Source organism: Oryzophilus luti, assembly GCF_059726245.1.
In genome coordinates, this window is the sequence record NZ_AP040874.1 from 807,516 (window position 1) to 831,048 (window position 23,533).

Consider the following 23,533-nt stretch of genomic DNA (forward strand, 5'->3'; position numbering starts at 1 on the left):
ATGACTTACACGCCTCGCACGCTGACCTTGCTGGTTGCCTTCACGTTGCTGCTTGCCGCTTTTTGCGCCGCACAGGCGCCCGCGGCTCCTCCGGCGGCCCCTGCCGGTGTCTCGGCTGTCACCGACGACCTGAGCACCCCGGAATCGACCGTAGCCGCCGTCTACGCGGCCATCAGCGGCCCGGCTGGCGAGCGCGACTGGGCGCGGCTGCGTGCCATCTGCCTGCCGGAAACGCACTTCATCGTCACCGGCAAGGACAAGCAGGGCGTGGCCTTCCACCGCGTGCTCACCCTCGACGACTACCAGCAGCACGCCGCGCCCGTCATGCGCAAGGAAGGCTTCTTCGAGCGCGGCATTGCGCAGCGCACCGTGCGCTACGGACACATCGCGCACGTCTTCACCACCTACGAGTCCCGCCACGCGCTGGACGAGAAGCCCTTTGCGCGCGGCATCAACAGCATGCAACTGCTCTGGGACGGCCAGCGCTGGTACGTCGTCAACATCCTCTGGGACAGCGAAACCCCCGGTCAGCCCATCCCGGAAGAGTTTTTGAAGTAGCGAAGGAAAGACACGAATCCACCTGTGCGCCGGGCCTCTACGGAGCAACTGGCTGTGACTTCGTTCAGCCGTGTCATTCTGCGGAGCCAGCCTTGGGCGACGAAGAATCGGCTGTTGCCTCCTCTTTCGAAGAAATACAGGTGCCCGGTTCAAGCAGATCCTTCGCTGCGCTCAGGATGACGCCTGTTTCACATGCGCAGTTGGATGTGTTCCTGTGGGAAGAGACGGGCGGCCGTGTCAGACATGCCCAGCAGCAAAACGCCCTCTCCGTGGAGAGGGCGTTTCCATTGACAGGAATGAATGCTATTTCTTCGCCTGGGCGGGAGCCTGCGGCTGCGCCGGCTGCTGGTCCGGCAGCATGTAGACGCGCTCGCCCGGCTTGACGTAGTGAAGCTGTTCGCGCGCGACCTTCTCAATGGCCTGCGGGTTGGTCTTCAGGTCGTTGATGTGCTTTTCCACCCTCTGGTTGTCCTGCTGCAGATCCTTCACTTCCTGTTGGAGTTGCTGATATTCGATCTTCTTCTGGCGGTAGGCCATCCAGCCGTTGGAGCCGAACATGACGTGGAAGCCGACGACGGCGCAGACGGCGATGACGCCGACGCTGGCCACAAGGGCCTTCCAGCGGAACACGGATTCGGGGATGTTCTCCAGCAGCTTCAAGCGGTTCTCCAACTACTCCTGCACCCAGTCGCGCGCGGCCTCGCTAAGCTTGCCCAGGCCTTTCTCGCTGCGCGCCTCGGTGTAAACGCGCACCACCGGCTCGGTGCCGCTCAACCGGTAGCAGACCCACGAGCCGTCGGCCAGCACCAGTTTCAGTCCGTCCTTGCGAACGACCTCTGATACCTTGTGCCCGGCAAAATCCGTGGGATCATGCTTCAACTTCTCAGTGAACTTCGCTTTGACTTCCTCCGTCAAGTGGAAGTTCTGTCTTTCCGGGTAAAACGAACCAACTTTGCTAAATATCACTTGAAGTTGTGCACCAAGCGACGTGCCGCGCCGCGCCACCATCTCGCAGATCAGCAGCCCGGCCAGCACGCCATCCTTCTCCGGCGTGTGGTGGCGGATGGAAAGCCCCGCGCTCTCTTCGCCTCCGATGGCGATCTTGTCCTGCTTGATCAGCTCGCCAATGTACTTGAAGCCCACGGGCGTCTCATGCAGCTCCACCTTGTGATAGTCGGCCAGCGCGTTGATCAGGTTGGTGGTGGCCACGCTCTTGGCTACGCCGTTGCGCCAGCCGCGCGTCTCCACCAGGTAGTCGAAGAGCAGGGCGATGATGTGGTTCGGCGAAATGAAGGTGCCGTCCTCATCCACAATGCCGAAGCGGTCGGCGTCGCCGTCGCAGGCAATGCCAATGCGCGCGCCGGTCTGCTTCATCGCCGAGCGCAGATCGCCGAGCAGGTGGTCGTCCGGCTCCGGAGCATGACCGCCAAACAGCACGTCGCGCGTGTCATGCACCGTCGCGCAGTCAATGCCGTTCTCGCGCAGGAGCTGGTCGCTGTATCCGCGTGATGCGCCCCACATCGGGTCGAAGGCCACCTTCAGCCCGGATTTCTTGATGGCCGCAAAGTCGATCACGTCCTGCAGCCGTTCCAGATACATCGACTTCACTTCAATCTCGCGCCGCTTGGCCGGAAGGGGGCCCACGGGAGGCGCGCCGCCATCGGCGTCCGCAGCCAACACGGCGGCCTCCACCTGGCTGGTATATTCCGGCAAGGCCGGAGCGCCGTCGGGCGTGGAGAACTTGATGCCGTTGTACTGCGGGGGATTGTGCGAAGCGGTGAAGTTGATTGCGCCGTCGGTCTTCTGGCGCATCACCTCCCAGGCAAGGGCAGGCGTCGGCGCGGGATCGGTGACCACCAGCGGCTCGATGCCGTATTGCTCAAGGATGCCGGCGGCGATGTCCACGAAGGTCTCGCCCATGTAGCGTGGGTCGCGGCCCACCACCAGCCTCGGCTGCCCCGTGGAGGCCGAACGCACGTAGCGCGCGATGCCGGTGATGGCGCGCCGGACATTCTGAAAGGTGAATTCATCGGCCACTACCGCACGCCAGCCGGAGGTCCCGAACTTGATCCTGGTCGCCATGAGTTCTTTGCTCTCCCGATGTGTTGGAACGGCTCGTTTCGAATTCTAACCAATTCATGCGGCATCGGCGATGAAGCGTTGCGGGATTTCAGCCGTAGGCACACATTTCATTCCGCTTGCCGCCGTGCGCGTTCCGCAGTAGGCTCTTGCGCATGACCGACAAGCGCCTGCTGCTGACCACCACCGATTCGCGCGACAAGGCGCAGAAGCTTGCTTTTGAGCTGGTGTCGCGGCGGCTGGCAGCGTGCGTCAACGTCGTAGGCCCCATCCAATCCACCTACCGCTGGAAGGGCTCGGTCGAATCCACAGAGGAATACTTGCTGGTCATCAAGAGCACCGCCGCACAGTTTGCCGCCATCCGCGACGCGCTGCTCGAACTGCACAGCTACGACCTGCCCGAGCTGGTGCAGTTGCCCATTGAAACCGGGCTCGAAGCCTACCTGGAATGGATTGGCGACTCCGTGGGCGAGTGAACACCACCCTCATCTTGTGATTAAAACAATGATGTGTAAATAACTGAATTAGTGAGAGATTAGTGCGTGGGCATCCGGTGCACGCATCCAAAATGGGCAAGGCTTTCCGGTTGGGACTTATGTGCTAGCAAGATTTTGGACTTGTCCTTTAGTAATCTGCGAACTCCTCCGTATGGCTGTGTGAGGACGGCGGTGCCGTATTCTTGCCCCGCTTTTGTCTGAGGAGTTACCACCATGCTTTATCGAGATTGGGACGAATCCTTCACACTCGGTTATCCGTCCCTTGACCGGGAACATCAGCGCATCTTCGATCTCATCCGGCAATTGGAAGCCATGCTGGATGGAGAGCCTTCTGTGGGGACCTTTCGTGCGGTGCTCGAGCAGCTGATCGAGTATCGAGAGGACGACTTGCATGCCATGTTCCCAACCGCCGCGTCGTATTCCCAGGAGCAGGCAACCTGGCTTCAGCAGCACCGCAGCGAGCATCGCTACCTGGCGGATCGCGCGCGCTGTTTCCTTGCCTTCGGCGGCGGAGACGAGCGCAGCCGCATCAACGACCTTCTCTTCTTCCTCAAGCGCTGGATCACCGATCACATTGACTCGAACCGCAAGACGCTTATTGATGCCTGCGGCAGCGGGTGCATTCACTAGGCAAAATAGGTTTCGAGCAGGACGCCCCACCCGCGAAAGCTCGCGGCTGGGGCTTTTTGTTGCTCAGGATGGAGCGGCGCAATTTCTCGGCACGGAACGCGTGGAAATGCGTCGGCGAGCCGAAGCCGGGTGCTACGGCCTATGGGCATGCACGTTCAGGCGGACGTAATCGAGCGTGAAGGGAGGCGCATCGTGGGCGCTCTGGGACAAAGTGGTGGCTAGGAATTCATCCTCCATGCCCTCAGGCAGCCGCGAGACAATCTGGTGCGCGTTCACCGTGCGTACAAAACGGGTCATCGCTGCCTGGTCGGGGAACTGTATGGGAGAGGCGAACAACGTGCTTTCAACCTCTGCGAAGCCTGCGGCGGTCAGCCGATCGTGCGTGCTGGCTTCATCCTCAAAATGAACGTTTTCACTCCAGCCGCTCAAGTAAGGCTTGAACTGTTCCAGAGCGGCGGTGGCCAGCAGGCGGCTGCGTAGACGGCTCAGGTTTCCGTGGCCTCCGAACTGCGCCAGCAGCCAGCCGCCGGGCTTGAGCGCGCGGAACAGGCTGCGGAAGAGGGCCTCGTGGTCGGGCACCCAGTGGAAGACGGCGTTGCTGAAGATGCCGTCAACCTCGCGCACCAAGGGCAGGTCGGCGAGGTCGGCATGGAGGAAGGAGAGCCGGTAGCTTTCGCCGCCCAGCCGCTCGTGGGCCGTGCGCAGCATGTTCTCGGAGCTATCGACGGCGATGACGCGGCCGTGGGGCAGGCGCTTGAGGAGCTCGGCGGTCAGGCGTCCGCTGCCGCATCCGGCGTCCATCACGGTCTCGTCTCCGCGCAGCTCCACGCGCTCCAAGACCTTCATGCCCCAGTTGAATTGTGGGTTGCTAACCTCGTCGTAAGTGTCGGAATCCCATTCGATGTGCTTCTGGTCGGCCATGCAAGGATTCTAGCCCCTGCATAGATCCAAAGCTCGCAACGCGGCGTTCTTCCAGACAGAGAAAAGCCCGGGAGCGCCCGGGCTTTTCGGCAAAAGGCTATCGCGTTATTTCTGCGAGGAGGGCTGCGGTGTTCCGGCATAGTAGCCGCTGCGCGTGCGTACCTGCAGGCGCTTGTGATCCTTGTCCTTGGCTACAACCTTCACGGTGCGGTAGGCCGTGTCATTCTTCTTCACGGGAGGTTTGTACCCAATTGTGTATTGGTTGCGAATGTCATGGGCGACCTGCCGCGTGATGGCATCAACCTCTGCCAAATCCTTTGGAAAGAATGCGATGCCACCGGTTTCTTCAGCCATCAGTTTGAGCGCGCGCTTGGCCTTTTTGGCGCCGCTGTCATTGTCGAGAATGCCGATGGTGTAAATGGTGGGGCCACCGTCGACCGCCAGTTTGCGGATGGCCTGCTCCATGGTGGGGCAGGAGACGCTGGCGTTATCCTCGCCATCGGTGATGACCAGCAGCACCTTTTTCTGGAGACGGCCGTTCTTTACCAGGTGGTCGGAGGAGGCAACAACTGCGTCAAACAGCGCGGTGCTGCCGCGGGCTTCAATGCGTTCCAGCGCATCGCGCAACAGGGTCAGGCTGCCGGTGAAGTCCTGGTCAAGGTAGAAATCCTGGTTGAAGTTGACGACGAATACCTCGTCCTGCTGGTTGCTGGCGCGGACAAAGTTGAGCGCCGCCTGGTTGACCTTGGGACGCTTTTCGCGCATGGAGCCGGAATTGTCGATGACAATGCCGACGGCGATCGGTATGTCTTCGTGGCGGAAGCTGGAGATGGGCTGCGCCACGCCGTCTTCGTAGACGGTAAAGGCATCCCGCCCGAGCGAAGTGACCAGATGGTCCTTATCGTCCACCACGGTGGCGTGCAGGGTGACTTCACGCACTTGCGTGCGGATGGTGAAGGTCCCAGCCTCAGACTGCGCGGCTTCTCCGGCGGGCACCTGGACGGTGTCGCCGGGGGCCGCAGGCTTCTGAGACTCGTTGGAGTCTGCGGGCTGTTGCGGGGCGTTGGCCGGGGCTTGCGGTTCCTGTTGCGGGGCCGTGGGCGCCTGTGCCCAGACTGCCGCGCAGGCAAGCGCCAGCAGCAGGGGAATAGCCATCCATTTCCTACTGGTTCGGAGCATAGTATCCCGTTTTCGCGTAGACCGACATTTGCGGCAGGTTGAACTCCTTCGGCGGATTCAACCGTACACGAATCTTGCGCCACTTGCCGTCATGCGCCTTGCTGGTTGGACGATAGCCGAGCACATATTGGTTGCGCAGCTCCAGGCCAATCTTGTTGGTCACATCGGCAAGTTCGGTTACACGCTCAATGGTAAACGTTCGGCCGCCAGTTACGTCTGTGACTTCCGCCAGCAGATGCGGTCCCGTGCGTTCTTCCTCCGTGGAGGGGAAGGGACTGAAGATGCCGATGGCGAAAATCTGTACGTCGGCCTCCTTCACCACGGAGATCACGTCGTTCTCGCGGTAGCGGCTGTGGTTGTCGCCGCCGTCGCTGATGATGAGCAGCGCTTTGCGCTGATGGCGCGCCTGCTTCATCTTGGCCACGCCAAGGTAAATGGCATCCAGCAGCGCAGTGCGTCCGCGCGGCACGGTAAACGCCAGGTCGCCCTGTATCTGCTCCACCGACTGGGTGAAGTCGGTGACCAGATCCGGCTTCTCGTTGAAGGCGATGAGGAAGAACTCGTCGTCCGGGTTGGCGGACTTGAAGAACTGCACCACGGCCTCGCGCGCCTTTTCAATCTTGTCGCTCATGGAGCCGCTCATGTCAAAGATGACGCCGAGCGAGAGCGGCGCGTCCTCGTTGGAGAAATGCCGGATCTCCTGGCGCTGGCCGTTGTCGGTGAGAATGAAGTTCTCCTTGTCCAGTCCGGTGACCAGCCGGTTCATCGTGTCCGTGACCGTCACCGGCACCAGCACCAGGTCGACATCGACCTTGATGGGCTTGGGATGGTTCTTGAGCTTCGGGCTCTCCTCGGAACTGGCGGCGACCTTCGAGGAATCGGTGGGCTGCGATGCGTCGGGTTTTTCCGGGGCCGTGCGCGGCGTGATGTGTACCTCGCCGTAGTCGCTCTCCACGGGCTGCGCGTCGGGCTTGGCGGCTGCGGGTGCGGTCGGTTGCGTGGCCTGTTGTGCCGTCGGCTGTGTAGGCGCGCTTTCGGGAGTCTGCTGTGCAGGGGACGTCGAGGCCAGTAACAGGCAGGCGATGGTCAGCAGCCCGAGCTTGGTCAACGGCCGCAGAATCTTTGCGACGTGCCTGCGGAATGCACCCTCGAATTCGCAGACCATGACTCCCTCCCACATCACGGTATCCGGATAGCGCCTTGCGCTAGTGATTATGACGCGCCACAAGGCCCGAAGTTGCGCGAAATCATAGCATCTCCCTCGCGCCAACTCAGGAAAGGGGGCAGTACTACTGTTACAATCCGCAGAGACAGCCCGAAGGTGACGATCCGGGGACCGTGCGGCGATGACGATACTCCCATTTCATGCCAGAAGAACAGAGTGTTCCGCAGAAGACTTGCGGCAGCTCTGCGAGCTTTCCGTGCCGGAAGTTGTGTCCCCGGCGGAGAAGCTCCGCACGCTGGCACGGAAGATCGAGTCACTGCCTGCGGCCGCCGATGCTGCCCCCGCAATTTATACCTACGAGCATCTTGTGGATGGCGAGTTGCTGCGCGGCGTCCTCTGCCTGCTGGAGCCGGGCGCGCGCTCCATGCTGCGTTCGCCGCAGCCGGTAGACCCGGATTTGCGCGCGGAGGCCGCAGAAGTGCTCGCCTCCGGAATCGGACAACTCGCGCCCGTGGTCGCCCTCTATGACGCGGTGCCGCTCTCCGGCATTGAAGCGGCGTTTACGGCCGAGGACCGGCAAAGCATCCAGTTCGGGGAGAATGACTCCGTGAGCGTGGGAGCCATCACGGACGAGGCGCTGGTGACTGAGTTCGGCGCATGGCTGGCGGAGACTCCGCTGACCGTAATTCACGGGCAGGAGTGGCTGCAGCGCGATGACAGCCCTTTGCTGGTGCTGCTGGTAAACGTAGCGCGGCAGATTCCGGCGCTCGCTCCTGTGCACCGCTACGTGCGCTGGCGCGCTGAGGAGCACGCCGGTGAGATGGTTCGTCTGGGGCGAGGGCACTTCTACTTCTTCGATATTTCTCGCTGGATGCCGGAGCTGGAAGGCGACGGCCCACACTACTTCCGTCCCACCATTTTTGAGCAGTTGATGCCGAAGCAGGATGGCGAGCATGTTGTTGTCTCCATCAGCCCGCACCACAGCTTCCGCTGCCATTGCCTGTCCGGATGGGCGGACAAGGTACTGTCCTACCGGATGGCTGAAGAGCGCGATTGTGACAGTGTCCTGTTGCACAATGTCCTGTTCCCGATTGCTCTGATCCTGGAGCCGGGAAGCGATGCCGAACGCGAGCGTTTGCGGTACAGTCTTTCCATGGACGAAGCCGTGGAGATGGTTCGCCGTGAGCCGGGTACGGCTTTCCTGATGAATCCGCCGTCCATTCCGCAGGTGTGCGAGGTCGCGCTCAGCGGCGGCAGTCTGCCGCTGCATGCGTTCACCATGCGCCGTCCGCCCCTGCCGGGGGTGATCCTGCATGCGGGCTTCTAGCGCGGGCAGAACACGGGGTGTCGCCGTCTGGCTGCTGATGGCGGCCGTGCTTCTGGCTGGCCCGATTCTTGCCCAGGCGCAGAACAAGCGCGTCACCATCTACTCGCCCGGCACCACGTTCTCCATCGACGTTGTCAGCGTGGGCGGCAAGGACTATGTCGGAATCGTGGACCTGCTGGAGCCGCTGGGACGCATTGAGTCGCGGCTCGACGGACAGAAGTTCAAGGTCAAGTTCAATAGCTACGAGTGCGAGTTCCAGAGCGGGCAGGCGAGCGGGCGCGTGCGCGGCAAAGGCTTCGATATGTCCGCACCGTTCACGGTCACCGCGCAGCATGGCTATCTGCCGCTCGGCGCCGTGCCGGGGCTGCTGGCGCGGCTGACCGATCAAGCACCGGAGTACCACGCCAACGCACGGCGGCTGTTCATGGGCGTCTCCGCGGTGCGCTTCAAAGCTGAGCTGCAGCGCTCGCCGTCGCGGCTGGTGCTGACCTTCCCGATGGCGGTTGCACCCAACGTCAGCGTGCAGCCCGGCCACGTGCGGCTGACCTTCCTGCGCGAGCCGCTGAGCGGCTTGGGCAATGAGAGCGCCACCTACGGTGACCCGCTGGTTTCCAGCACGAGCTTTTCGGAGTTGAACGGCGCGACGGTCTTTGTGGCCAACGTGGCGCAGCCCGCCACGGTCAGCTTTGCCGAGGGCAACCGGCAGATCATCATCTCGCAGGCCGCAAACGGGCAGAAGCCGCAACCGGCTCCGGCCAAGGTTGCCGAAACGCCGCTGCCTCCGCCGAAGTTCGACCGGCCCGCCGCAAAGCGATTCGTGGTTGTGATTGACGCGAGCCACGGCGGCACCGACACCGGCGACGCGATTACGCCGGATCTGGCGGAAAAGTCCGTGACGCTGGCACTGGCGCGCAAGCTGGCGCGCGACCTGGAAGCACGCGGCATCAGCGTGCAGCAGGTACGCACCACGGATACGGCGATTTCGCTCGATCAGCGCGCGCAGACGGCCAACGCCGCACGTCCGGCGCTCTACGTGGCGCTGCACGCAGCGGGTACGGGCCATGGCGTGCGTGTCTACACGGCTTTGCTGCCCTCGACAGCCACAGCCACCGACCGTCGCAGCTTCCTGCCGTGGGAGACCGCGCAATCCGCCTGGCTGGAGCACAGCGCGGCGGTGGCACGCTCGGTTTACGCCTCCTGCCAGGACAAGCAACTGCCGGTGCGGATATCCTCGGCGCCTGTGCGTCCGCTGAACAACCTGGCCGCTGCGGCCATCGCCGTGGAAGTGGCCGGACTGGATGAGAAGAACACGCTCGGCTCGTCGAAGTATCAGGATGCAATCAGCGCTGCGCTGACGCAGGCGATCTTGAACGCGCGTCAGCAACTGGAGGAGGCGAAATGATCTCCCGCCAGTTGCAGATTGCGATTATTGTGCTGGCGCTGGCAATTCTTGGCGCGGGCATCTACGCCGTCCGGCTGAAGCACCAGGCCGAGCAGTTGCAGAACGCGCACGCCGCCGTGGTGGCGCCACCCAGCACCGGCAACGATGGCGACCTTACGCTGTGGCTCGGCGATGACTCCAACGGCACGCTGTATTCGACGCACAAGATTGTCGCACTGCCGCCCGATGCGGCACAGCGCGCGCAGCAGGCTCTGCACCTGATGTTGAGGCTCGCGACGGAGAAGGACGCGCTGCATCCACTGCCAGCGGGGGCCGACGTGCGCTCCGTCTACCTGCTGAACAACAATTCGGCGGTGGTGGATCTGACGGCTCCCACTGCCGAACAGCACCGCAGCAGCGTGGAGGCCGAGCAGTTGACGGTCTTCAGCATTGTGCGCACGCTGGTTTCGGCGGCTCCGAACATCACGCGCGTGCGCATTCTCATCGACGGCAAGGAGCGCGAGACGCTGGCCGGGCACGTGGACCTGAAAGACTGGCTCGACGTGGCCCGCGTGGTGCAGGCCGGTGAGCAGTTGAGCGGCAATCAGTAGCGCGCCTGCCTTTCGCGTATTTCCACCGTAAAACCTGAGAGCGCAATCTCTTCCTTGTGCCGCCTCGTGCTAGCCTAGAGGGCGCAGGAGAACCCGTTGTCATCATCCATTTCAAAGCGTCCGCGCATTGCTGTGTTTGATTCCGGAGTTGGCGGGCTGACGGTGCTGCGTGCCATTGTGTCGCGCCTGCCGGCCGCCGACTATCTCTACTTTGGCGACACGGCGCGGCTGCCCTACGGAAGCAAGTCGCAGGCGACCGTGGCCCGTTACACCTCGGAGGCTGCACGTTTCCTCGAGGCTCATGGGCCGGACATCCTCGTGATCGGCTGCAACACGGCCAGCGCTCTGGCGCTCTATGACGTGAAGAGCGCCGTCTCCATCCCGGTGATCGGCGTGATTGAGCCGGGTGCCGACGGCGCGGCGCAGGTCAGCCACAGCCGGGAGGCCGTCGTTTTCGCCACCGAGGCCACCGTTGCCAGCCACGCCTACCAGCGCGCGCTCGCCCGCCGCGGATTTGCCACGCATGAAAAAGCCTGTCCGCTGCTGGTGCCGCTGGTGGAGGAAGGCTGGGTGGACCATCCGGTGACCGAGCAGGTGGCGCGCATTTACACCATTGAAGCCCTGCGCACGGCCAGCGTGAACACCGATGTGCTGGTGCTGGGCTGCACGCATTACCCGCTGCTGCGCGACCTGCTGCGCCGCGTGGTGCCGCAGCGCATACAGATTGTGGACCCGGCCGAGAGCACTGCCGAATTGGTGGAGCGCACGCTCTACGGCGACGAGAAGAGCACGGGCGAGGCGCACAAGGTTCCCGCAGGCACACCGACCTACCAATTCTTCGTCACCGACTCACCCGACAAGTTCCGCCGCATGGCCCCGCTGTTCCTGGGCTTTGAGGTTGCGAACGTCGAGTGGGTTCACATGGACAACTAGGATGACCGAGAAACTCCGCTGCCCGTGGCCGCAGAACGAGCTTGCACGCCGCTATCACGACGAAGAGTGGGGACGCCCGGTGCACGATGACCGCGTCTTCTTTGAGTTCCTGCTGCTGGAGGGCGTGCAGGCCGGTCTCAGTTGGGACACCATCCTGGCCAAGCGCGAGAACTACCGCCGCGCCTTTGCCGCCTTCGATCCGGTGAAGGTGGCAACGTTTGATGATGAGAAGATTGCCGTGCTGCTGCTTGACGCCGGACTGGTTCGCAACCGCTTGAAGATGCACTCGGCGGTGGTGAATGCCAAGGCGTTCCTTGCCGTGCAGAAGGAGTTTGGCTCGTTCGAAAAGTATGTGTGGAGCTTTGTCGGCGGGCGTCCGAAGCGCAATGGCTGGCGCACGATGAAGGAGGTTCCGGCCTCCACGCCGGAATCCGATGCGCTCAGCCGGGACCTGAAGAAGCGCGGCTTCAAGTTTGTGGGCACCACCATCATCTACGCATTCATGCAAGCCACCGGACTGGTGAACGACCACGTGGAAGGCTGCTTCCGCGCGCCAAAGAAGTAGGCATGGCGTCCCAGGTTAAGCCCCAACGGCGGGCGCTGAACCTGGGGCACCCCGCGTTTCGGATACGGTTGCTCCGCGCGGCTTTCAAGCTCAGAACGTGCGCAGAGAAACGGGATGAAGTGAACCATTGCGGGTAGCACCGGGCTTTAGCCCGGTGGTCGACCGACGAAACTGTCAGAGGCTTTAGCCTCTGAGGGAGGGACTCACCCCCAGCGGCTGAAGCCGCACGCCGCTTGTCTCCAGTTACGCCGGGCTGAAGCCCGGCGCTACCCATCTATCACCTGTTTCTTTGATCGCGGCCTTTTCGCGGCTCTGGGGAAGGCGCATATGCCTTCGGCTGTGGTCCTCTCACCGGAGCCCATGCGTATTCCGCTCCTGTCGCTGGCCTGCTTCGCAGCCCCATTCCCGCATCTCCCGCGCATTGCAGTAAAATTACTTTTTACCCTGAACGCACAGAAGACAATCGACATGCCTGAAAATACCAAGCCGAGCTCCACTCCGCAGAAGCGCCCCGAGTACGCAGAAGACAACGATCCGTTCCGCTACAACCCGCACGAGATTGAACCGCGCTGGGCTGCCCTCTGGAACGCCAACCCCGCGTTTTACGCGCCTGAGCCGGAGTCGGCGGGGAAGAAGAAGTTCTACTGCGTCGAGATGCTGCCGTATCCGAGCGGCGCGCTGCACATGGGCCACGTGCGCAATTACTCCATTGGAGATGCGCTCGCCCGCTTCATGTGGATGAACGGCTATAACGTGCTGCACCCCATGGGCTGGGACAGCTTCGGCCTGCCCGCCGAGAACGCGGCCATCAAGAACAAGCGCCAGCCGAAGGAGTGGACGCTCTCCAACATCGCCAACATGCGCGAGCAGATGAAGCGCATCGGTTTCAGCTATGACTGGTCGCGCGAAGTCACCACCTGCCTGCCCGAGTACTACCGCTGGAACCAGTGGTTCTTCCTCAAACTGTATGAGAAGGGGCTGGCTTACAAGAAGTCGAGCAAGCTGAACTGGTGTCCCGAATGCCAGACCGTGCTGGCGAACGAGCAGGTGGTGGGCGGCTGCTGCTGGCGGCATGAGACGACGCCGGTGGAGACCCGCGAGCTGGATCAGTGGTTCGTGCGCATCACCAACTACGCCGACGAGCTGCTGAAGGACCTGACCAAACTCGAGGGCTGGCCGGAAAAAGTCCGCACCATGCAGCGCAACTGGATTGGCCGCAGTGAAGGCGCGGAGGTCATCTTCAAGGTGGAAGGCTCGAACGAGCCGATCACGGTCTTTACCACGCGCATTGACACCATCTTCGGCGCCACCTCGTTGCAGCTCTCGCCCGATCACGCCATCGTGAAGCAGTTGATTGGCGCCGACGCCGCTCGCAACGCCTCACTGGAGGAGATGATTGCCGACCAGCGCGCCGCCAAGCAGACGGGCGACCTGGGCACCATGGAGAAGAAGGGTTTCTTCACCGGCGCCTACGCCACCAACCCGTTCAACGGCACCCGCGTGCCCATATGGGTGGCCAACTACATTCTGAGCGACTACGGCACGGGCGCCATCATGAGCGTGCCCGCGCACGACGAGCGCGACTACGAGTTTGCGAAGAAGTACGGCATCGAGATCCGGCAGGTTGTTTCGCCCAAGACGCCCGCAGCGGACTTCGACCCTGCGGCGCTCTACACGGGCGAAGACGAGAGTGTGCTGGTCAACAGCGGCCCATACACGGGGCTGGCAGTGGAAGAGGCGCAGAAGAAGATGGCCGCCTACGCCGCCGAGCACAGCTTCGGTAAGCCGACGGTGACCTTCCGCATCAAGGATTGGGGCATCTCGCGCCAGCGCTACTGGGGCACGCCCATTCCCATCATCTATTGCGAGAAGTGCGGTGTGGTGCCGGTGCCGGACGAGCAGCTTCCGGTGACGCTGCCGGAGAACGTGGAGATCACGCTGGCTGGCGGTTCGCCGCTGGGCCGCGTGCCGGAGTTCGTCAATGTGAAGTGCCCCAAGTGCGGAGCCGCGGCACGCCGCGAGACCGACACCATGGACACCTTCGTGGATTCGAGCTGGTACTTCTACCGCTACACCAGCCCGATTGCGACCGCACCGTTCGACACCGGCATTGCGAACTACTGGTTCCAGATCGACCAGTACATCGGCGGCGTCGAGCACGCGATTCTGCACCTGATCTATTCGCGCTTCTGGACGAAGTTCATGCGAGACCTCGGCCTGATCAAGAATGACGAGCCTGCCACGCGCCTGTTCACGCAGGGCATGGTCATCAAGGACGGCTCGAAGATGTCAAAGTCGAAGGGCAACGTGGTTTCGCCCGACGATATGATCTCGCGCTATGGAGCGGATGCCACGCGCATGTACGCCCTGTTTGCCGCGCCGCCCGACCGCGACCTCGACTGGCAGGAGGATGGCGTCGCGGGCATCAGCCGCTTCCTCGGCCGCGTCTACGCGCTGTTCGCGCAGTCGCTGCCGGCCACGGCCAGCGCTACTGGTACGCCGTCGCCGGAGGCCGCCAAGGCCGCCCGCACCCTGCAACGCAAGCTGCATCAGACCATTGCCAAGGTGACGCAGGACTTTGACGGACGCTGGCACTTCAACACATGCATCTCGGCCGTGATGGAGCTGGTGCGCACCTTCAGCGAACAGCAGACGGCGCTCACCGGGCCGAACGGCGATGCCAAGGTCTGGCGCGAGTCGCTGAAGACGCTGGTGCTGCTGCTGGCGCCGTTTGCACCGTATTTCGCTGCCGAACTGTGGCAGCAGCTTGGCGAGACCGGCAACCTGCTGCGCGCCGCGTGGCCGGTGGCCGATCCCGAGCTGGCCAAGGAAGATGAGCTGGAGATTCCGGTGCAGATCAACGGCAAGCTGCGCACGGTCATCCTCGTGCCCGTCGACGCTACGCAGGACGTGATTCAGGCCACAGCTCTGGCCGACGAGAAGATCAAGGCCGGCGTGGAAGGGAAGAACGTCGTCAAGGTCATCGTCGTCAAAGGCAAGCTGGTGAACTTGGTGGTGAAGTAGTTCGCTTGGGTTGACGCATCGTAAGGAAAAGCCCCGCCGCGAGCGGGGCTTTTCTATTGCCAAGGAAATGCAGGGAGTCCCGCGTAAACAGAAAGGCCACGGTCGAAGCCGTGGCCTTGGATGATTCCGATGGATGCCGATTACAGCGTTTCGGGGATTTCGACCCAATCGAGCTTCGGCAGGTTCGGGATGATGCCTTTGTCGTGGCCCATGGTCAGCATCTTCTCGACGGCGGCGCGGCCATCCGCACCGTAGTCGATGGTGCGCTCGTTGACGTACATGCCCACGAACTGGTCGGCCGACTGGCGGTCGAGGTCGCGCGCGAACTGCATGGCGTACTCAAGCGCTTCCTCGCGGTGGTCAAGCGCGTACTGAATGCTGTCCTTCACCGCCTTGGTCACCTTGATCATGTTTTCCATGCCCAGCGAACGCTTCACCACGTTGCCGCCCAGGGGCAGCACCGTGCCGAACTGCTGTTCACGCCACCACTTGCCCAGGTCCAGAATGCGGTGCAGGCCGCTCTTGCCGTAGGTGAGCTGGCCCTCGTGGATGATGAGACCGGCTTCGTACTTTCCGGCCAGCACCTCGGGAATGATCTGGTCGAAGGGCACCACTTCGGTCTGGCAATCGGGAGCAAACAGCTTCAGTCCCAGGTAGGCGGTGGTCAGCGTGCCGGGGACGGCGATCTTCACGTTCTTGACTTCGTCGAGCGTCATGGCGCGAGGCGAAACGATCATCGGGCCGTAGCCTTCGCCCACGCTGCCGCCGCAGGGCATCAACGCGTAGTTGTCCTGCAGGTAGGGGTAGGCGTGGAAGCTGATGGCCGTCACATCGTAGTAGGCCTCGAACGCCTTGCGGTTCAGGGTCTCAATGTCGGTGAGCGTATGGGTGAACTTCAGCCCCGGAACGCGCACCTTGTTGGTGGCGAGGCCATAGAACATGAACGCGTCGTCCGAGTCCGGACTGTGCGCAACTTTGATTTCAAGCGGTTCAGCAACACTGGTCATAATGGTTTTGTAGTCCAAGTCCAAACGGTGAAAAGGCGCCGAAATGCCTCGCGGCGCCGATGTGCACAATTAACGGCTGGAGGCGCGATAGAAGCGTCCGGCAACGGCCGACGCCATCAATACCTTCGCAACTTCTCCAAACACGAACGGGTAAACGCTGAACATCACCGCCTGCCGAAGCGAGGCGTGGGTCAGCGCCATGAACCAGGCCGCGCCGGAGGCAAACAGCACCAGCTCAGCGGCCACAGCGGCCAGCGTACGGACCGCAAAAGTCTTTGCGCCATGCTCGGCAATCCAGCCGGCAACGAACGCAACCACAGGGTAGGCGACTAGGAAGCCACCGGCCGGGCCAAGCATCTGCGCTGGACCACCGGGGCCACCAAAGGCGAAGACCGGCATGCCCGCGGCACCGAGCGTCAAAAACAGCGCGCTGGCGGCAAAGCCGCGGCGGCTGCCAAGGGTCAGGCCCACGGCCAGAACCGCAAAGCTGGCCATGGAGAGCGGTACCGGGGTGAAGGGCAGCGGCAGGCTCAGGCGCGAGCAGAAGGCAATCACCAGGCTGGCGCAAATGACCAGCGCAGCGTTGCGAGTAAGCGCGTAAGTGCTTGCAGATTCGATAGTTGCGGCGGCTGTCTTCATCCTCATGCCTGGCTTCCTTCCTTGGCCGGCAGCGCTGTTTCGGCTGGCTCGGCTGGTGTTGCGGAGTCCAACTTCGCAACCTGTTCGGAGTGCGGCTTGGCTAAGTGCTGGCGGATTCGTAGATAGATGCTTCCGGCTACCCCAAGAAGGGCAACGGTGCATACGACCAGCAGCACATACGCAGCCTTGATCATCACAGTCTCTAGCATACCAAACCCGAGGCCCTCAGCGGCGGTTCTCGTTGCCCAACCGGGCACTACTTGCCCATGGCGGCTTCAATTTCCTCGGCGGTGTGCGGCAGCGGAGCGGTCAAGCGCACCAATTTGCCGTCCTTATCCACCAGGTACAGGTCCTCAATGCGGACACCGATCTTCTCCTCCGGGATATAAAGGCCGGGTTCCAAGGTAAAGATGGAGCCGGGGCCGAGCGGCAGCTCGGGCGTGCCGTAGGTGCCCACGTCGTGAACCTCCAGCCCCACCGGGTGGCCGAGGCCGTGGATGAAGTACTGTCCGAGCGGCTGGCCGTGCAGGTCCTTGCCGTGGGCGTTGAAGTAGTCGACCACGACCTTGTAGAGCGACTCAGGGCTTTGCCCGCGCAGCAGGCTCTTGCCGGAGACAAACGCCTTCTCGGCGGCCTGCTGTGCGCCGAGCACGATGTTGTAGATCTCGCGCTGGCGGGCGGTGAAGTGTCCGTTGGCGGGGGCCGTACGCGTGATGTCGCTGGCGTAAAGGCCATATTCTCCAGCCACATCCATCACGATCAGGTCGCCGTCATGAATCTGCGCCGTGTTGTCAGAGTAGTGCAGCACGGTTGAGTTCAGCCCGGTGCCGACGATGGGGGCATAGGCCGGGCGCTCGCAGCCCAGGTACTCGAACTCACCCTTCATGATGGCCGCGATCTGGTACTCGTAAAGGCCGGGCTTGATGGCCTTCAGCGCCTTCTGGTGGGCGGCAATGCTGGCGTCGGTGGCGTGGCGGATGCGCTCAATCTCGCCCGCGTCCTTATAGGTGCGCAGGGGGAGGAGCAGCGGCTTCACGTCGCGCACGCTCAGCTCAGGCACGCCGGTGGCGCGGGCAATCCACTGGAGGGGGCGCGTAGCGGCCGTTTCATTCGGCTCCTCGGAGGTGTCCGACAAAATGGCCCCGGCGTTCAGCTTGTTCAGCTCCTCTGCAAGATCGTCGAGCGGCAGCACCTTGTCAAAGCCGGTCAGCTCCGATGCCTTGGGATCGTCGGCGCCCAGCTTGGGGCCGGTCCAGCGCTCGCGTCGCAGGTTGCGCAGCGGCAGAAACAGAATCTCCGTGTAGGGGTGGCCGGGCATGGTGGCCGTGGACTTCACTTCCGGGGCGACGAGGAGCGCGGCACCCGGCTCGGCCCATCCGGAGAGGTAGAAGAAGTCATTGTCCTGGCGGAAGGGGGTAAGGCCTTCGGGGCTTTCCTCGGCGGCGAACAGCACCACGGGCAAACCGTTGGTCTTGGCCGCCAGCGCCACGCGGCGGGCATGATAGTCGGCGCTGGCCTGCCGGTCAACGGCAAAGCCCATCGACGAGACGGAAAGCAGAAATGCGAAGGCGAGCAGAAGGCGCGAAAACTTCCGTGCAGGCTGTGCGGTCATGGTTCCCCCGGAAAGAAGTGTGAAAAGCATACCACCCGGGGATGCGGACAAAGAGTCGTTTCAACGCGAAGCGGAAGTCGGGCGGACCAGCCGCGGGGATAGCGGATGGCGGGGTCGTCTTCCTAGAAGAGGGCGTCGAAGATGCGGTCGAGGACCTTGCCAACCGCGCCCTCGCGGTCGAGCGAAGGATCGAAAGCAGCCTCCAAGGCGAGCGCTGAAATGATGGGCTGAATGAGCCGGACCGTCTGGCGGCGGGGAAGGGCGTTCTTGCCGCGGCCGTCGCGCCCGAGAATCCGGGCATAGCGTTCTTCCTGCCCCGGAGGAATCATCTTCTGGAAATAGCTCTCCAGTTGCTCCTTGGCCTCGGGATGGCGGATGGAGAAGAGTTTGAACTCCAGCATCAGCAGCACCCACGAGCGATCATCCAGCAAAGAAAACAAAAAACGGCGCATTGCCTGACGGTTCTGCTCGATTCCGGAGGAGTTGGCGAGAGCCTCCTCCATCTGCGTTCTGGCGCGCTGGCCGTGGTCCTCAATGAGCGCCAGAAAGATGTCTTCCTTGCTCTTGAAGTGCGCGTAGATGGCGCCCTTGGTGCGCCCGGCGAGGGCGGCAATCTCGCCCAGTTCGGCACCCTCGTAGCCATCGCGGACAAAGATCTCTTCTGCGGCCTTCAGCAGGCGTTCGCGGGTCTCACGGGTGCGGAGCTGGTGTTTGTTGAGTGCTTCTTCGGGCATATGGGCAACAGTATAAGCGCGGGGTGCGGCGGCTGGGCTTGACAAGCGGGCTTTCTCTCAAATTAAATACCAACTAGTACGTATTTAATTTCAGCCGCAGGCTGAAAGCCAACCCCATCGAGGAGAGAACCGAATGAAGCAGTGGATGAACCGAATGGTCCTCGTGCTGGCCCTGTGCGGGGCCGCCGTCGCGCAGGAAGCAAAACAGCAGGTCACGGTGCTGGGCAGCGGCGTGATTACCCGCAAGGCCACCAGCCAGGGCATTACCTATGAGCCCAGCAAGTCCGGCGGAATTTCCGCCGGCTACCGATACAACTTCACCCGCTGGCTGGGCGTGGAGGCCGGCTATGACTTCTTCCGCGACAGCCAAAAGTACGGCACGGGCGGCTCGATGGTGGCGCTCCCGGCGAATGTGAACGCCGTCAGTGCCTCGGCGGCCATTGCCATTCCGAATCCTCTGACCAAGAAGATGAAGTCGTTTCTCCTAGTTGGAGGAGGGGCGCTGCGTTTCTCTCCGCGGGATTCCTCGTTCAGCGAGACACAGACGCGAGCGGCGCTCCTGATTGGCGGTGGCAGCGACATCACAGTCGCCAAGCATGTGGCCATCCGCTTGGCCGCCAAGAGCTATGTCTACAAGGTGCCGACGCTGGCGGGGAACGGCCTCAAGGTCGACAAGATGGCGCAGACGATGATTCCTTCCGCAGGAATCGTCTTTACCTTCTAAATAGTTCGTCGAGAGCGGGCCGGCCGGGTGCCGGTCCCGCTACTTCACTTCCAGCCAGCGCTCCATGCGGCGCAGGGTGTCGGCGTTTTCGCCCACCAGGAAGACGGTGATGTAGTAGTCTCCGCGCCGGATGAGCGTCATGCGCAGGGAAAGCCTCCGCAGCAGCATCTCATCGCTGACCTCATAGGCTTTCGTGCCCTCCAGCGAGAAGCTTAGCTGGTTGCTGTTGCGCTCCCAATGCCCGCGGTCAAAGCGTGTCATCTCGGTGGCGCGCACCAGAGTCGATGCCAGCAGGTCGAGCGCGGGCTGGTCATCGCCATTGGCGGGAATCTGCAGGTCGGGCATGCAGTCCGCGCGGAGCATGCCGACGACCATGGTGGGCGCGATGCTGGGGGTGATCATGTGGGCGGTATCGGCCACGGCGGCCAGCGTGCGCGAGCAGGCGCGCCACAGTTCTCCCCGGCGGTCCGGCGTTTCCAGCTTCACGTCCGGGTCGGAGCCCCAGGCGAGCACATGCACGGCCGAGCGCTCTGTCATGCGGGAGGTGCCCTTCGGCAGCTTCAGGGTGATTCCCGCCGGCTTGTTCTCGTAGACCATCCCGCTCCATGCTCCGGCATCCAGAGCACGGCGGGGCTCCTCGCGCAGCTTGCGGTCCACAAAATTGCTGAACAACGAGGGGCCGTTGTAGGGCTCCGCGCCGGGACCGGCCAACTCGGTGGTTTTCTCCGGCGCCAGAGGCAGAGGGTGAAACTCTATCTGTTCGACGGCGGCATCCAAGGCCTTGCCGTAGGCGTCCTCGCTGGTATCCAGGTCGATCTGCAGCACGTAGCCGCGGGTCTCAATGAACCAGGTGGTGGAGCGTATGAATGTGTAGCCGTTGGCGCCCAACTCAATCCGCCAGGCCTCGCGCCCGCCAATCCGGCGAAACTCCGGCCCGCGCCAGGTCGGGTTCGTCATGCGGAGCTGCTGCAGGCGCGCCCGCGTGAACTCCTCCAGCGTGGCGCCCTCTTCAAAGCTGGGAACCAGCGCTCGGACCACCAGCTTGCTGGTGCGGTCGGCAGCGCCGGTGCGCAGTGCCAGCAGGGCATAAGTGCCGGAAGGCTGGAGCGTGGCGCGCAGCAGGCGCAGGTGCTCGGAGTTGGGAGGCAGTTCCAGCGTGAATCCGAAATAAAGCGACGTGTAGCGGGTGCGGGAGAGCAGCCCGGATTCCGGTTCGGCCGCGGATTGCCCCGTTGTGGATACAGCCGGAGCGGCCGGGATCGTGCTGGCGTCGATCGTTTTCGACACCGGAGCGGAGGCAGCGGCAGGCGCCTGCGCCGGTGGCTCGTGAACCTGTTCCAGTTGCTGGGCTGCGGCGGGTGACAGCGCAAGTGGCAGGGCTGCCAGTGCGGTGCTCAGCGTTCGAAGAAGCCATCTCCGGGGACGATTCATCACAAACGAAATCCTAAATGACGGCGGCCTGGCAAAGGAACCCTGTTCTGGCTGCGAAATTTTCCCGCCGCTTCGAGTACAATCGTTTCTTTCGGGACTCAAACGACACCCATGAATCTATTTTTGAGTATTCATACTGCGGCACTGTTCCTCCTGAGCGCGCCACGCCAGAGCGCGTTCCAGAAGTTTGTTGAGCGCGCCACCAACACGGACTTCAAGGGGCTGTACCAGCTCAACGCCTTCGATCTGGCGCTGCTGATTCCATACTTTGTCACCCTGATCATCCTGGCCAGCTACGGCTTCCACCGCTACACGATGGTCTACCAGTACTACAAGAACAAGAAGAACAAGGTGACCGAGCCGAAGCAGCTCTGGGACAAGCTGCCGCGCGTCACCATCCAACTGCCGATCTTCAACGAGCAGTTTGTGGTCGACCGCCTGGTGGATGCCATCTGCAAGCTGGAGTACCCGCGCGAACTGCTCGACATACAGTTGCTGGACGACTCGACCGACGAGACGCAGCAGGTGGCCAAGGACATTGTCGACCGCTACCGCGCCATGGGCCACGACATCACCTACATCCACCGTACCGATCGCACGGGCTTCAAGGCCGGCGCGCTCGATAACGGCCTGAAAATCTGCAAGGGCGAGTTTGTCGCCATCTTCGACGCCGACTTCATGCCCTCGCCGGACTGGATTCAGAAGGTCATCCACCACTTTACCGATCCGAAGGTCGGCATGGTGCAGACGCGCTGGACGCACATCAACCGGCACTACTCGCTGATGACCGAGGTGGAGGCCATCATGCTCGACGGGCACTTCATCGTCGAGCACGGAGCGCGCTCGCGCGCCGGAGTGTTCTTCAACTTCAACGGCACGGCGGGCATGTGGCGCAAGTGCACCATTGGCGACGCCGGTGGCTGGCAGCATGACACGCTGACCGAGGACACCGACCTGAGCTACCGCGCGCAGGTCAAAGGCTGGAAGTTTATTTACCTGCAGGACGTGGAGTGTCCGGCTGAGCTGCCGATTGAAATGACGGCCTTCAAGACGCAGCAGGCGCGCTGGGCCAAGGGCCTCAGCCAGTGTTCCATCAAGTGCCTGCCGCCACTGTTCCGGGCCAACATTTCGCGGCGCGAGAAAATCGAGGCCTGGTACCACCTGACCGCCAATTTCAGCTACCCGCTGATGATCATCTTCAGCGTGCTGATGATGCCGGCGATGATCATCCGCTTCTACCAGGGCTGGTTCCAGATGATCTACATCGACCTGCCTCTGTTTGTGGCCTCCACGTTCTCGATTTCGAGCTTCTACTTCATCGCGGAAAAAGAGCTGTTCCCGAAGCAGTGGTATCGCAGCCTGTGGTATCTGCCGGCGCTGATGTCGCTCGGCATTGGCTTGACGATCACCAACACCAAGGCCGTGATGGAGGCCGTCTTCAAGCACCAGACGGCATTTGCGCGCACGCCGAAGTATCGCGTGGGCGCCACGGGCGAGAAGTCGGCGGCCGCGAAGAAGTACCGCAAGCGCCTCGGCGTCGTGCCGCTGATCGAGCTGGCGGTGGGGACGTACTTCGCATTGACGGTCTGGTACGCCATGGTGAATGAAAACTACTTCACCGTGCCATTCCTGATCCTGTTCGTCTTCGGCTACTGGTACACGGCGCTGATGTCGATCTTCCAGGGACGTTTCGACAGCCTGCTGCGTCCGCGCTCGGCCAACGAAGAGGAGCACGCCAAGCCGTTCCCGGTGGGAATCTAAAGCGTTTCCGAATTTTGACACGCTCAAAGCGTGCAATCACCGCCCCCGGAGCATTCTCCGGGGGCTTTTCCATTGCCATTCCGAAACGTAAGGATTGGTAAAGATTGCCGCTGACAGCCCTGCGCTCACGCCACCTCATGAAATACTTTAGGTGTGGATGCAGGACTCCCGGCTGGGAGTGGGCATCGTTTCGCTATGAGCAAGAATCAGAAATCTCGCAGTGTGGAGCGCCCGCGGGCGATGCGCTGGTGGCGTGCGCCGCTGGCATTGTTGATTGGCGTGCTGGCCATGGCCGTGATGATGGGCAACCGTCCCAACCAGGTGGTGCGCTCGGTGTTTACGGAAGTTGAAATCTCGGCACCGCCCGAACGCGTGTGGCAGGAGCTGACCGATTTCGGCGCCTACCCGCAGTGGAACCCGATGTTCCGCGTGCATGGGACGGCCGAGCAGGGCAAGTGGCTTTACGTGCGCTCCGGCGGGCTGGTCTTCTTCCCCAAGGTGGTGGCCGCCACGCCGGGCAAGGAGTTGCGCTGGGTGGGGCACGCCATCATTCCTGGCCTTTTTGACGGAGAACACCGCTTCGAGTTGGAGCCGATGCCCAACGGCGGTACGCGGCTTATCCAGCGCGAGAGCTTCCGCGGCTCTCTGGTGGAGCCCATGTGGAAGCAGGTTGCCGCCTCTACGACCGACCGCTTCCGCGCCATGAACGAGGCGCTGAAAGCTCGGGCAGAGAAGCCTGCCACGCACTAGGCAAG

Annotated in this window: 22 protein-coding genes; 12 read left to right on the forward strand and 10 right to left on the reverse strand. The window is 62.5% G+C overall.

Annotation, left to right across the window (positions count from 1 at the left end; genetic code table 11):
- Entirely contained in the window at nucleotides 1-558 is a 558-nt protein-coding gene (locus AC6IZO_RS03505) for a hypothetical protein (protein WP_497808060.1), read from the forward strand.
- Between the two features lie 303 nt (nucleotides 559-861).
- Here the strand turns inward: AC6IZO_RS03505 and AC6IZO_RS03510 are convergent, their stop codons facing one another.
- Nucleotides 862-1,218, reverse strand: a complete 357-nt coding sequence (locus AC6IZO_RS03510; RefSeq protein WP_497808062.1) for an FtsB family cell division protein — start codon at nucleotides 1,216-1,218, stop codon at nucleotides 862-864.
- A 12-nt stretch (nucleotides 1,219-1,230) separates the two neighbouring features.
- Nucleotides 1,231-2,640: a phosphoglucomutase/phosphomannomutase family protein gene (locus AC6IZO_RS03515; protein ID WP_497808064.1), complete on the reverse strand. Its 1,410-nt coding sequence runs from the start codon at nucleotides 2,638-2,640 to the stop codon at nucleotides 1,231-1,233.
- 152 nt (nucleotides 2,641-2,792) lie between these two features.
- Here AC6IZO_RS03515 and cutA point away from each other — a divergent pair, with 152 nt between their 5' ends.
- Nucleotides 2,793-3,113, forward strand: coding sequence for a divalent-cation tolerance protein CutA (gene cutA / locus AC6IZO_RS03520; RefSeq protein WP_497808066.1), 321 nt, complete (start codon nucleotides 2,793-2,795; stop codon nucleotides 3,111-3,113).
- 234 nt (nucleotides 3,114-3,347) lie between these two features.
- Entirely contained in the window at nucleotides 3,348-3,764 is a 417-nt protein-coding gene (locus tag AC6IZO_RS03525; protein WP_497808068.1) for a hemerythrin domain-containing protein, read from the forward strand.
- Nucleotides 3,765-3,896: 132 nt separating this feature from the next.
- Here the strand turns inward: AC6IZO_RS03525 and AC6IZO_RS03530 are convergent, their stop codons facing one another.
- The 3 genes from AC6IZO_RS03530 to AC6IZO_RS03540 all read right to left on the reverse strand — a co-directional run bounded on the left by AC6IZO_RS03530 (nucleotide 3,897) and on the right by AC6IZO_RS03540 (nucleotide 7,029).
- On the reverse strand, nucleotides 3,897-4,685 hold the full coding sequence (locus tag AC6IZO_RS03530) for a class I SAM-dependent methyltransferase (RefSeq protein WP_497808070.1): 789 nt from the start codon (nucleotides 4,683-4,685) through the stop codon (nucleotides 3,897-3,899).
- 105 nt (nucleotides 4,686-4,790) lie between these two features.
- Complete coding sequence (locus AC6IZO_RS03535) at nucleotides 4,791-5,840, reverse strand: VWA domain-containing protein (protein WP_497808072.1); 1,050 nt, start codon at nucleotides 5,838-5,840, stop codon at nucleotides 4,791-4,793.
- Between the two features lie 7 nt (nucleotides 5,841-5,847).
- Nucleotides 5,848-7,029 carry a VWA domain-containing protein gene (locus tag AC6IZO_RS03540; protein ID WP_497808074.1) on the reverse strand — a complete coding sequence of 394 codons (1,182 nt, stop codon included), beginning with the start codon at nucleotides 7,027-7,029 and terminating at the stop codon, nucleotides 5,848-5,850.
- 256 nt (nucleotides 7,030-7,285) lie between these two features.
- Between AC6IZO_RS03540 and AC6IZO_RS03545 the strand changes: the two genes are divergently transcribed.
- The 6 genes from AC6IZO_RS03545 (at nucleotide 7,286) to leuS (ending at nucleotide 14,870) form a co-directional block, all read left to right on the forward strand.
- On the forward strand, nucleotides 7,286-8,356 hold the full coding sequence (locus AC6IZO_RS03545) for a hypothetical protein (RefSeq protein WP_497808076.1): 1,071 nt from the start codon (nucleotides 7,286-7,288) through the stop codon (nucleotides 8,354-8,356).
- A gap of 37 nt (nucleotides 8,357-8,393) precedes the next feature.
- Nucleotides 8,394-9,758, forward strand: a complete 1,365-nt coding sequence (locus AC6IZO_RS03550) for an N-acetylmuramoyl-L-alanine amidase family protein (RefSeq protein WP_497808078.1) — start codon at nucleotides 8,394-8,396, stop codon at nucleotides 9,756-9,758.
- On the forward strand, nucleotides 9,755-10,348 hold the full coding sequence (locus AC6IZO_RS03555; RefSeq protein WP_497808080.1) for a GerMN domain-containing protein: 594 nt from the start codon (nucleotides 9,755-9,757) through the stop codon (nucleotides 10,346-10,348). The genes AC6IZO_RS03550 and AC6IZO_RS03555 overlap by 4 nt, the downstream gene beginning before the upstream one ends.
- Before the next feature lie 96 nt (nucleotides 10,349-10,444).
- Nucleotides 10,445-11,281: a glutamate racemase gene (murI, locus tag AC6IZO_RS03560; RefSeq protein ID WP_497808082.1), complete on the forward strand. Its 837-nt coding sequence runs from the start codon at nucleotides 10,445-10,447 to the stop codon at nucleotides 11,279-11,281.
- 1 nt (nucleotide 11,282) lies between these two features.
- Nucleotides 11,283-11,846 (forward strand): DNA-3-methyladenine glycosylase I, encoded by a 564-nt coding sequence (locus AC6IZO_RS03565; RefSeq protein ID WP_497808084.1) that lies wholly within the window; start codon nucleotides 11,283-11,285, stop codon nucleotides 11,844-11,846.
- A 468-nt stretch (nucleotides 11,847-12,314) separates the two neighbouring features.
- The gene (leuS, locus tag AC6IZO_RS03570) at nucleotides 12,315-14,870 is read left to right on the forward strand and encodes a leucine--tRNA ligase (RefSeq protein ID WP_497808086.1); all 2,556 of its coding nucleotides are present in this window, start codon (nucleotides 12,315-12,317) and stop codon (nucleotides 14,868-14,870) included.
- A gap of 140 nt (nucleotides 14,871-15,010) precedes the next feature.
- On the opposite strand, the gene AC6IZO_RS03575 is transcribed toward leuS, so the two are convergent.
- From AC6IZO_RS03575 to AC6IZO_RS03590, 4 genes are all read right to left on the reverse strand, one after another.
- The gene (locus AC6IZO_RS03575; protein WP_497808088.1) at nucleotides 15,011-15,877 is read right to left on the reverse strand and encodes a menaquinone biosynthesis family protein; all 867 of its coding nucleotides are present in this window, start codon (nucleotides 15,875-15,877) and stop codon (nucleotides 15,011-15,013) included.
- A 69-nt stretch (nucleotides 15,878-15,946) separates the two neighbouring features.
- The gene (locus tag AC6IZO_RS03580) at nucleotides 15,947-16,522 is read right to left on the reverse strand and encodes a biotin transporter BioY (RefSeq protein ID WP_497808090.1); all 576 of its coding nucleotides are present in this window, start codon (nucleotides 16,520-16,522) and stop codon (nucleotides 15,947-15,949) included.
- A 250-nt stretch (nucleotides 16,523-16,772) separates the two neighbouring features.
- Nucleotides 16,773-18,128, reverse strand: coding sequence for an aminopeptidase P N-terminal domain-containing protein (locus tag AC6IZO_RS03585; RefSeq protein WP_497808092.1), 1,356 nt, complete (start codon nucleotides 18,126-18,128; stop codon nucleotides 16,773-16,775).
- A 122-nt stretch (nucleotides 18,129-18,250) separates the two neighbouring features.
- Nucleotides 18,251-18,862: a TetR/AcrR family transcriptional regulator gene (locus tag AC6IZO_RS03590; RefSeq protein WP_497808094.1), complete on the reverse strand. Its 612-nt coding sequence runs from the start codon at nucleotides 18,860-18,862 to the stop codon at nucleotides 18,251-18,253.
- A gap of 145 nt (nucleotides 18,863-19,007) precedes the next feature.
- On the opposite strand from AC6IZO_RS03590, the gene AC6IZO_RS03595 reads away from it, so the two are divergent.
- Entirely contained in the window at nucleotides 19,008-19,586 is a 579-nt protein-coding gene (locus AC6IZO_RS03595; protein ID WP_497808096.1) for an outer membrane beta-barrel protein, read from the forward strand.
- 39 nt (nucleotides 19,587-19,625) lie between these two features.
- On the opposite strand, the gene AC6IZO_RS03600 is transcribed toward AC6IZO_RS03595, so the two are convergent.
- Complete coding sequence (locus AC6IZO_RS03600) at nucleotides 19,626-21,020, reverse strand: hypothetical protein (protein ID WP_497808098.1); 1,395 nt, start codon at nucleotides 21,018-21,020, stop codon at nucleotides 19,626-19,628.
- A gap of 120 nt (nucleotides 21,021-21,140) precedes the next feature.
- Here AC6IZO_RS03600 and AC6IZO_RS03605 point away from each other — a divergent pair, with 120 nt between their 5' ends.
- Nucleotides 21,141-22,778, forward strand: coding sequence for a cellulose synthase family protein (locus AC6IZO_RS03605; protein ID WP_497808100.1), 1,638 nt, complete (start codon nucleotides 21,141-21,143; stop codon nucleotides 22,776-22,778).
- A gap of 195 nt (nucleotides 22,779-22,973) precedes the next feature.
- Nucleotides 22,974-23,528 (forward strand): SRPBCC family protein, encoded by a 555-nt coding sequence (locus tag AC6IZO_RS03610; protein WP_497808102.1) that lies wholly within the window; start codon nucleotides 22,974-22,976, stop codon nucleotides 23,526-23,528.
- Nucleotides 23,529-23,533: the final 5 nt, after the last annotated feature.

Bases quoted from the DNA above. Each gene is read 5' to 3' on its own strand.
- AC6IZO_RS03505 (WP_497808060.1), top strand. From the start codon at position 1: ATGACTTACACGCCTCGCACGCTGACCTTGCTGGTTGCCTTCACGTTG.
- AC6IZO_RS03515 (WP_497808064.1), bottom strand. From the start codon at position 2,640: ATGGCGACCAGGATCAAGTTCGGGACCTCCGGCTGGCGTGCGGTAGTG.
- cutA (WP_497808066.1), top strand. From the start codon at position 2,793: ATGACCGACAAGCGCCTGCTGCTGACCACCACCGATTCGCGCGACAAG.
- AC6IZO_RS03525 (WP_497808068.1), top strand. From the start codon at position 3,348: ATGCTTTATCGAGATTGGGACGAATCCTTCACACTCGGTTATCCGTCC.
- AC6IZO_RS03530 (WP_497808070.1), bottom strand. From the start codon at position 4,685: ATGGCCGACCAGAAGCACATCGAATGGGATTCCGACACTTACGACGAG.
- AC6IZO_RS03535 (WP_497808072.1), bottom strand. From the start codon at position 5,840: ATGGCTATTCCCCTGCTGCTGGCGCTTGCCTGCGCGGCAGTCTGGGCA.
- AC6IZO_RS03540 (WP_497808074.1), bottom strand. From the start codon at position 7,029: ATGGTCTGCGAATTCGAGGGTGCATTCCGCAGGCACGTCGCAAAGATT.
- AC6IZO_RS03550 (WP_497808078.1), top strand. From the start codon at position 8,394: ATGGCGGCCGTGCTTCTGGCTGGCCCGATTCTTGCCCAGGCGCAGAAC.
- AC6IZO_RS03555 (WP_497808080.1), top strand. From the start codon at position 9,755: ATGATCTCCCGCCAGTTGCAGATTGCGATTATTGTGCTGGCGCTGGCA.
- AC6IZO_RS03565 (WP_497808084.1), top strand. From the start codon at position 11,283: ATGACCGAGAAACTCCGCTGCCCGTGGCCGCAGAACGAGCTTGCACGC.
- leuS (WP_497808086.1), top strand. From the start codon at position 12,315: ATGCCTGAAAATACCAAGCCGAGCTCCACTCCGCAGAAGCGCCCCGAG.
- AC6IZO_RS03575 (WP_497808088.1), bottom strand. From the start codon at position 15,877: ATGACCAGTGTTGCTGAACCGCTTGAAATCAAAGTTGCGCACAGTCCG.
- AC6IZO_RS03580 (WP_497808090.1), bottom strand. From the start codon at position 16,522: ATGAGGATGAAGACAGCCGCCGCAACTATCGAATCTGCAAGCACTTAC.
- AC6IZO_RS03585 (WP_497808092.1), bottom strand. From the start codon at position 18,128: ATGACCGCACAGCCTGCACGGAAGTTTTCGCGCCTTCTGCTCGCCTTC.
- AC6IZO_RS03590 (WP_497808094.1), bottom strand. From the start codon at position 18,862: ATGCCCGAAGAAGCACTCAACAAACACCAGCTCCGCACCCGTGAGACC.
- AC6IZO_RS03595 (WP_497808096.1), top strand. From the start codon at position 19,008: ATGAACCGAATGGTCCTCGTGCTGGCCCTGTGCGGGGCCGCCGTCGCG.
- AC6IZO_RS03610 (WP_497808102.1), top strand. From the start codon at position 22,974: ATGAGCAAGAATCAGAAATCTCGCAGTGTGGAGCGCCCGCGGGCGATG.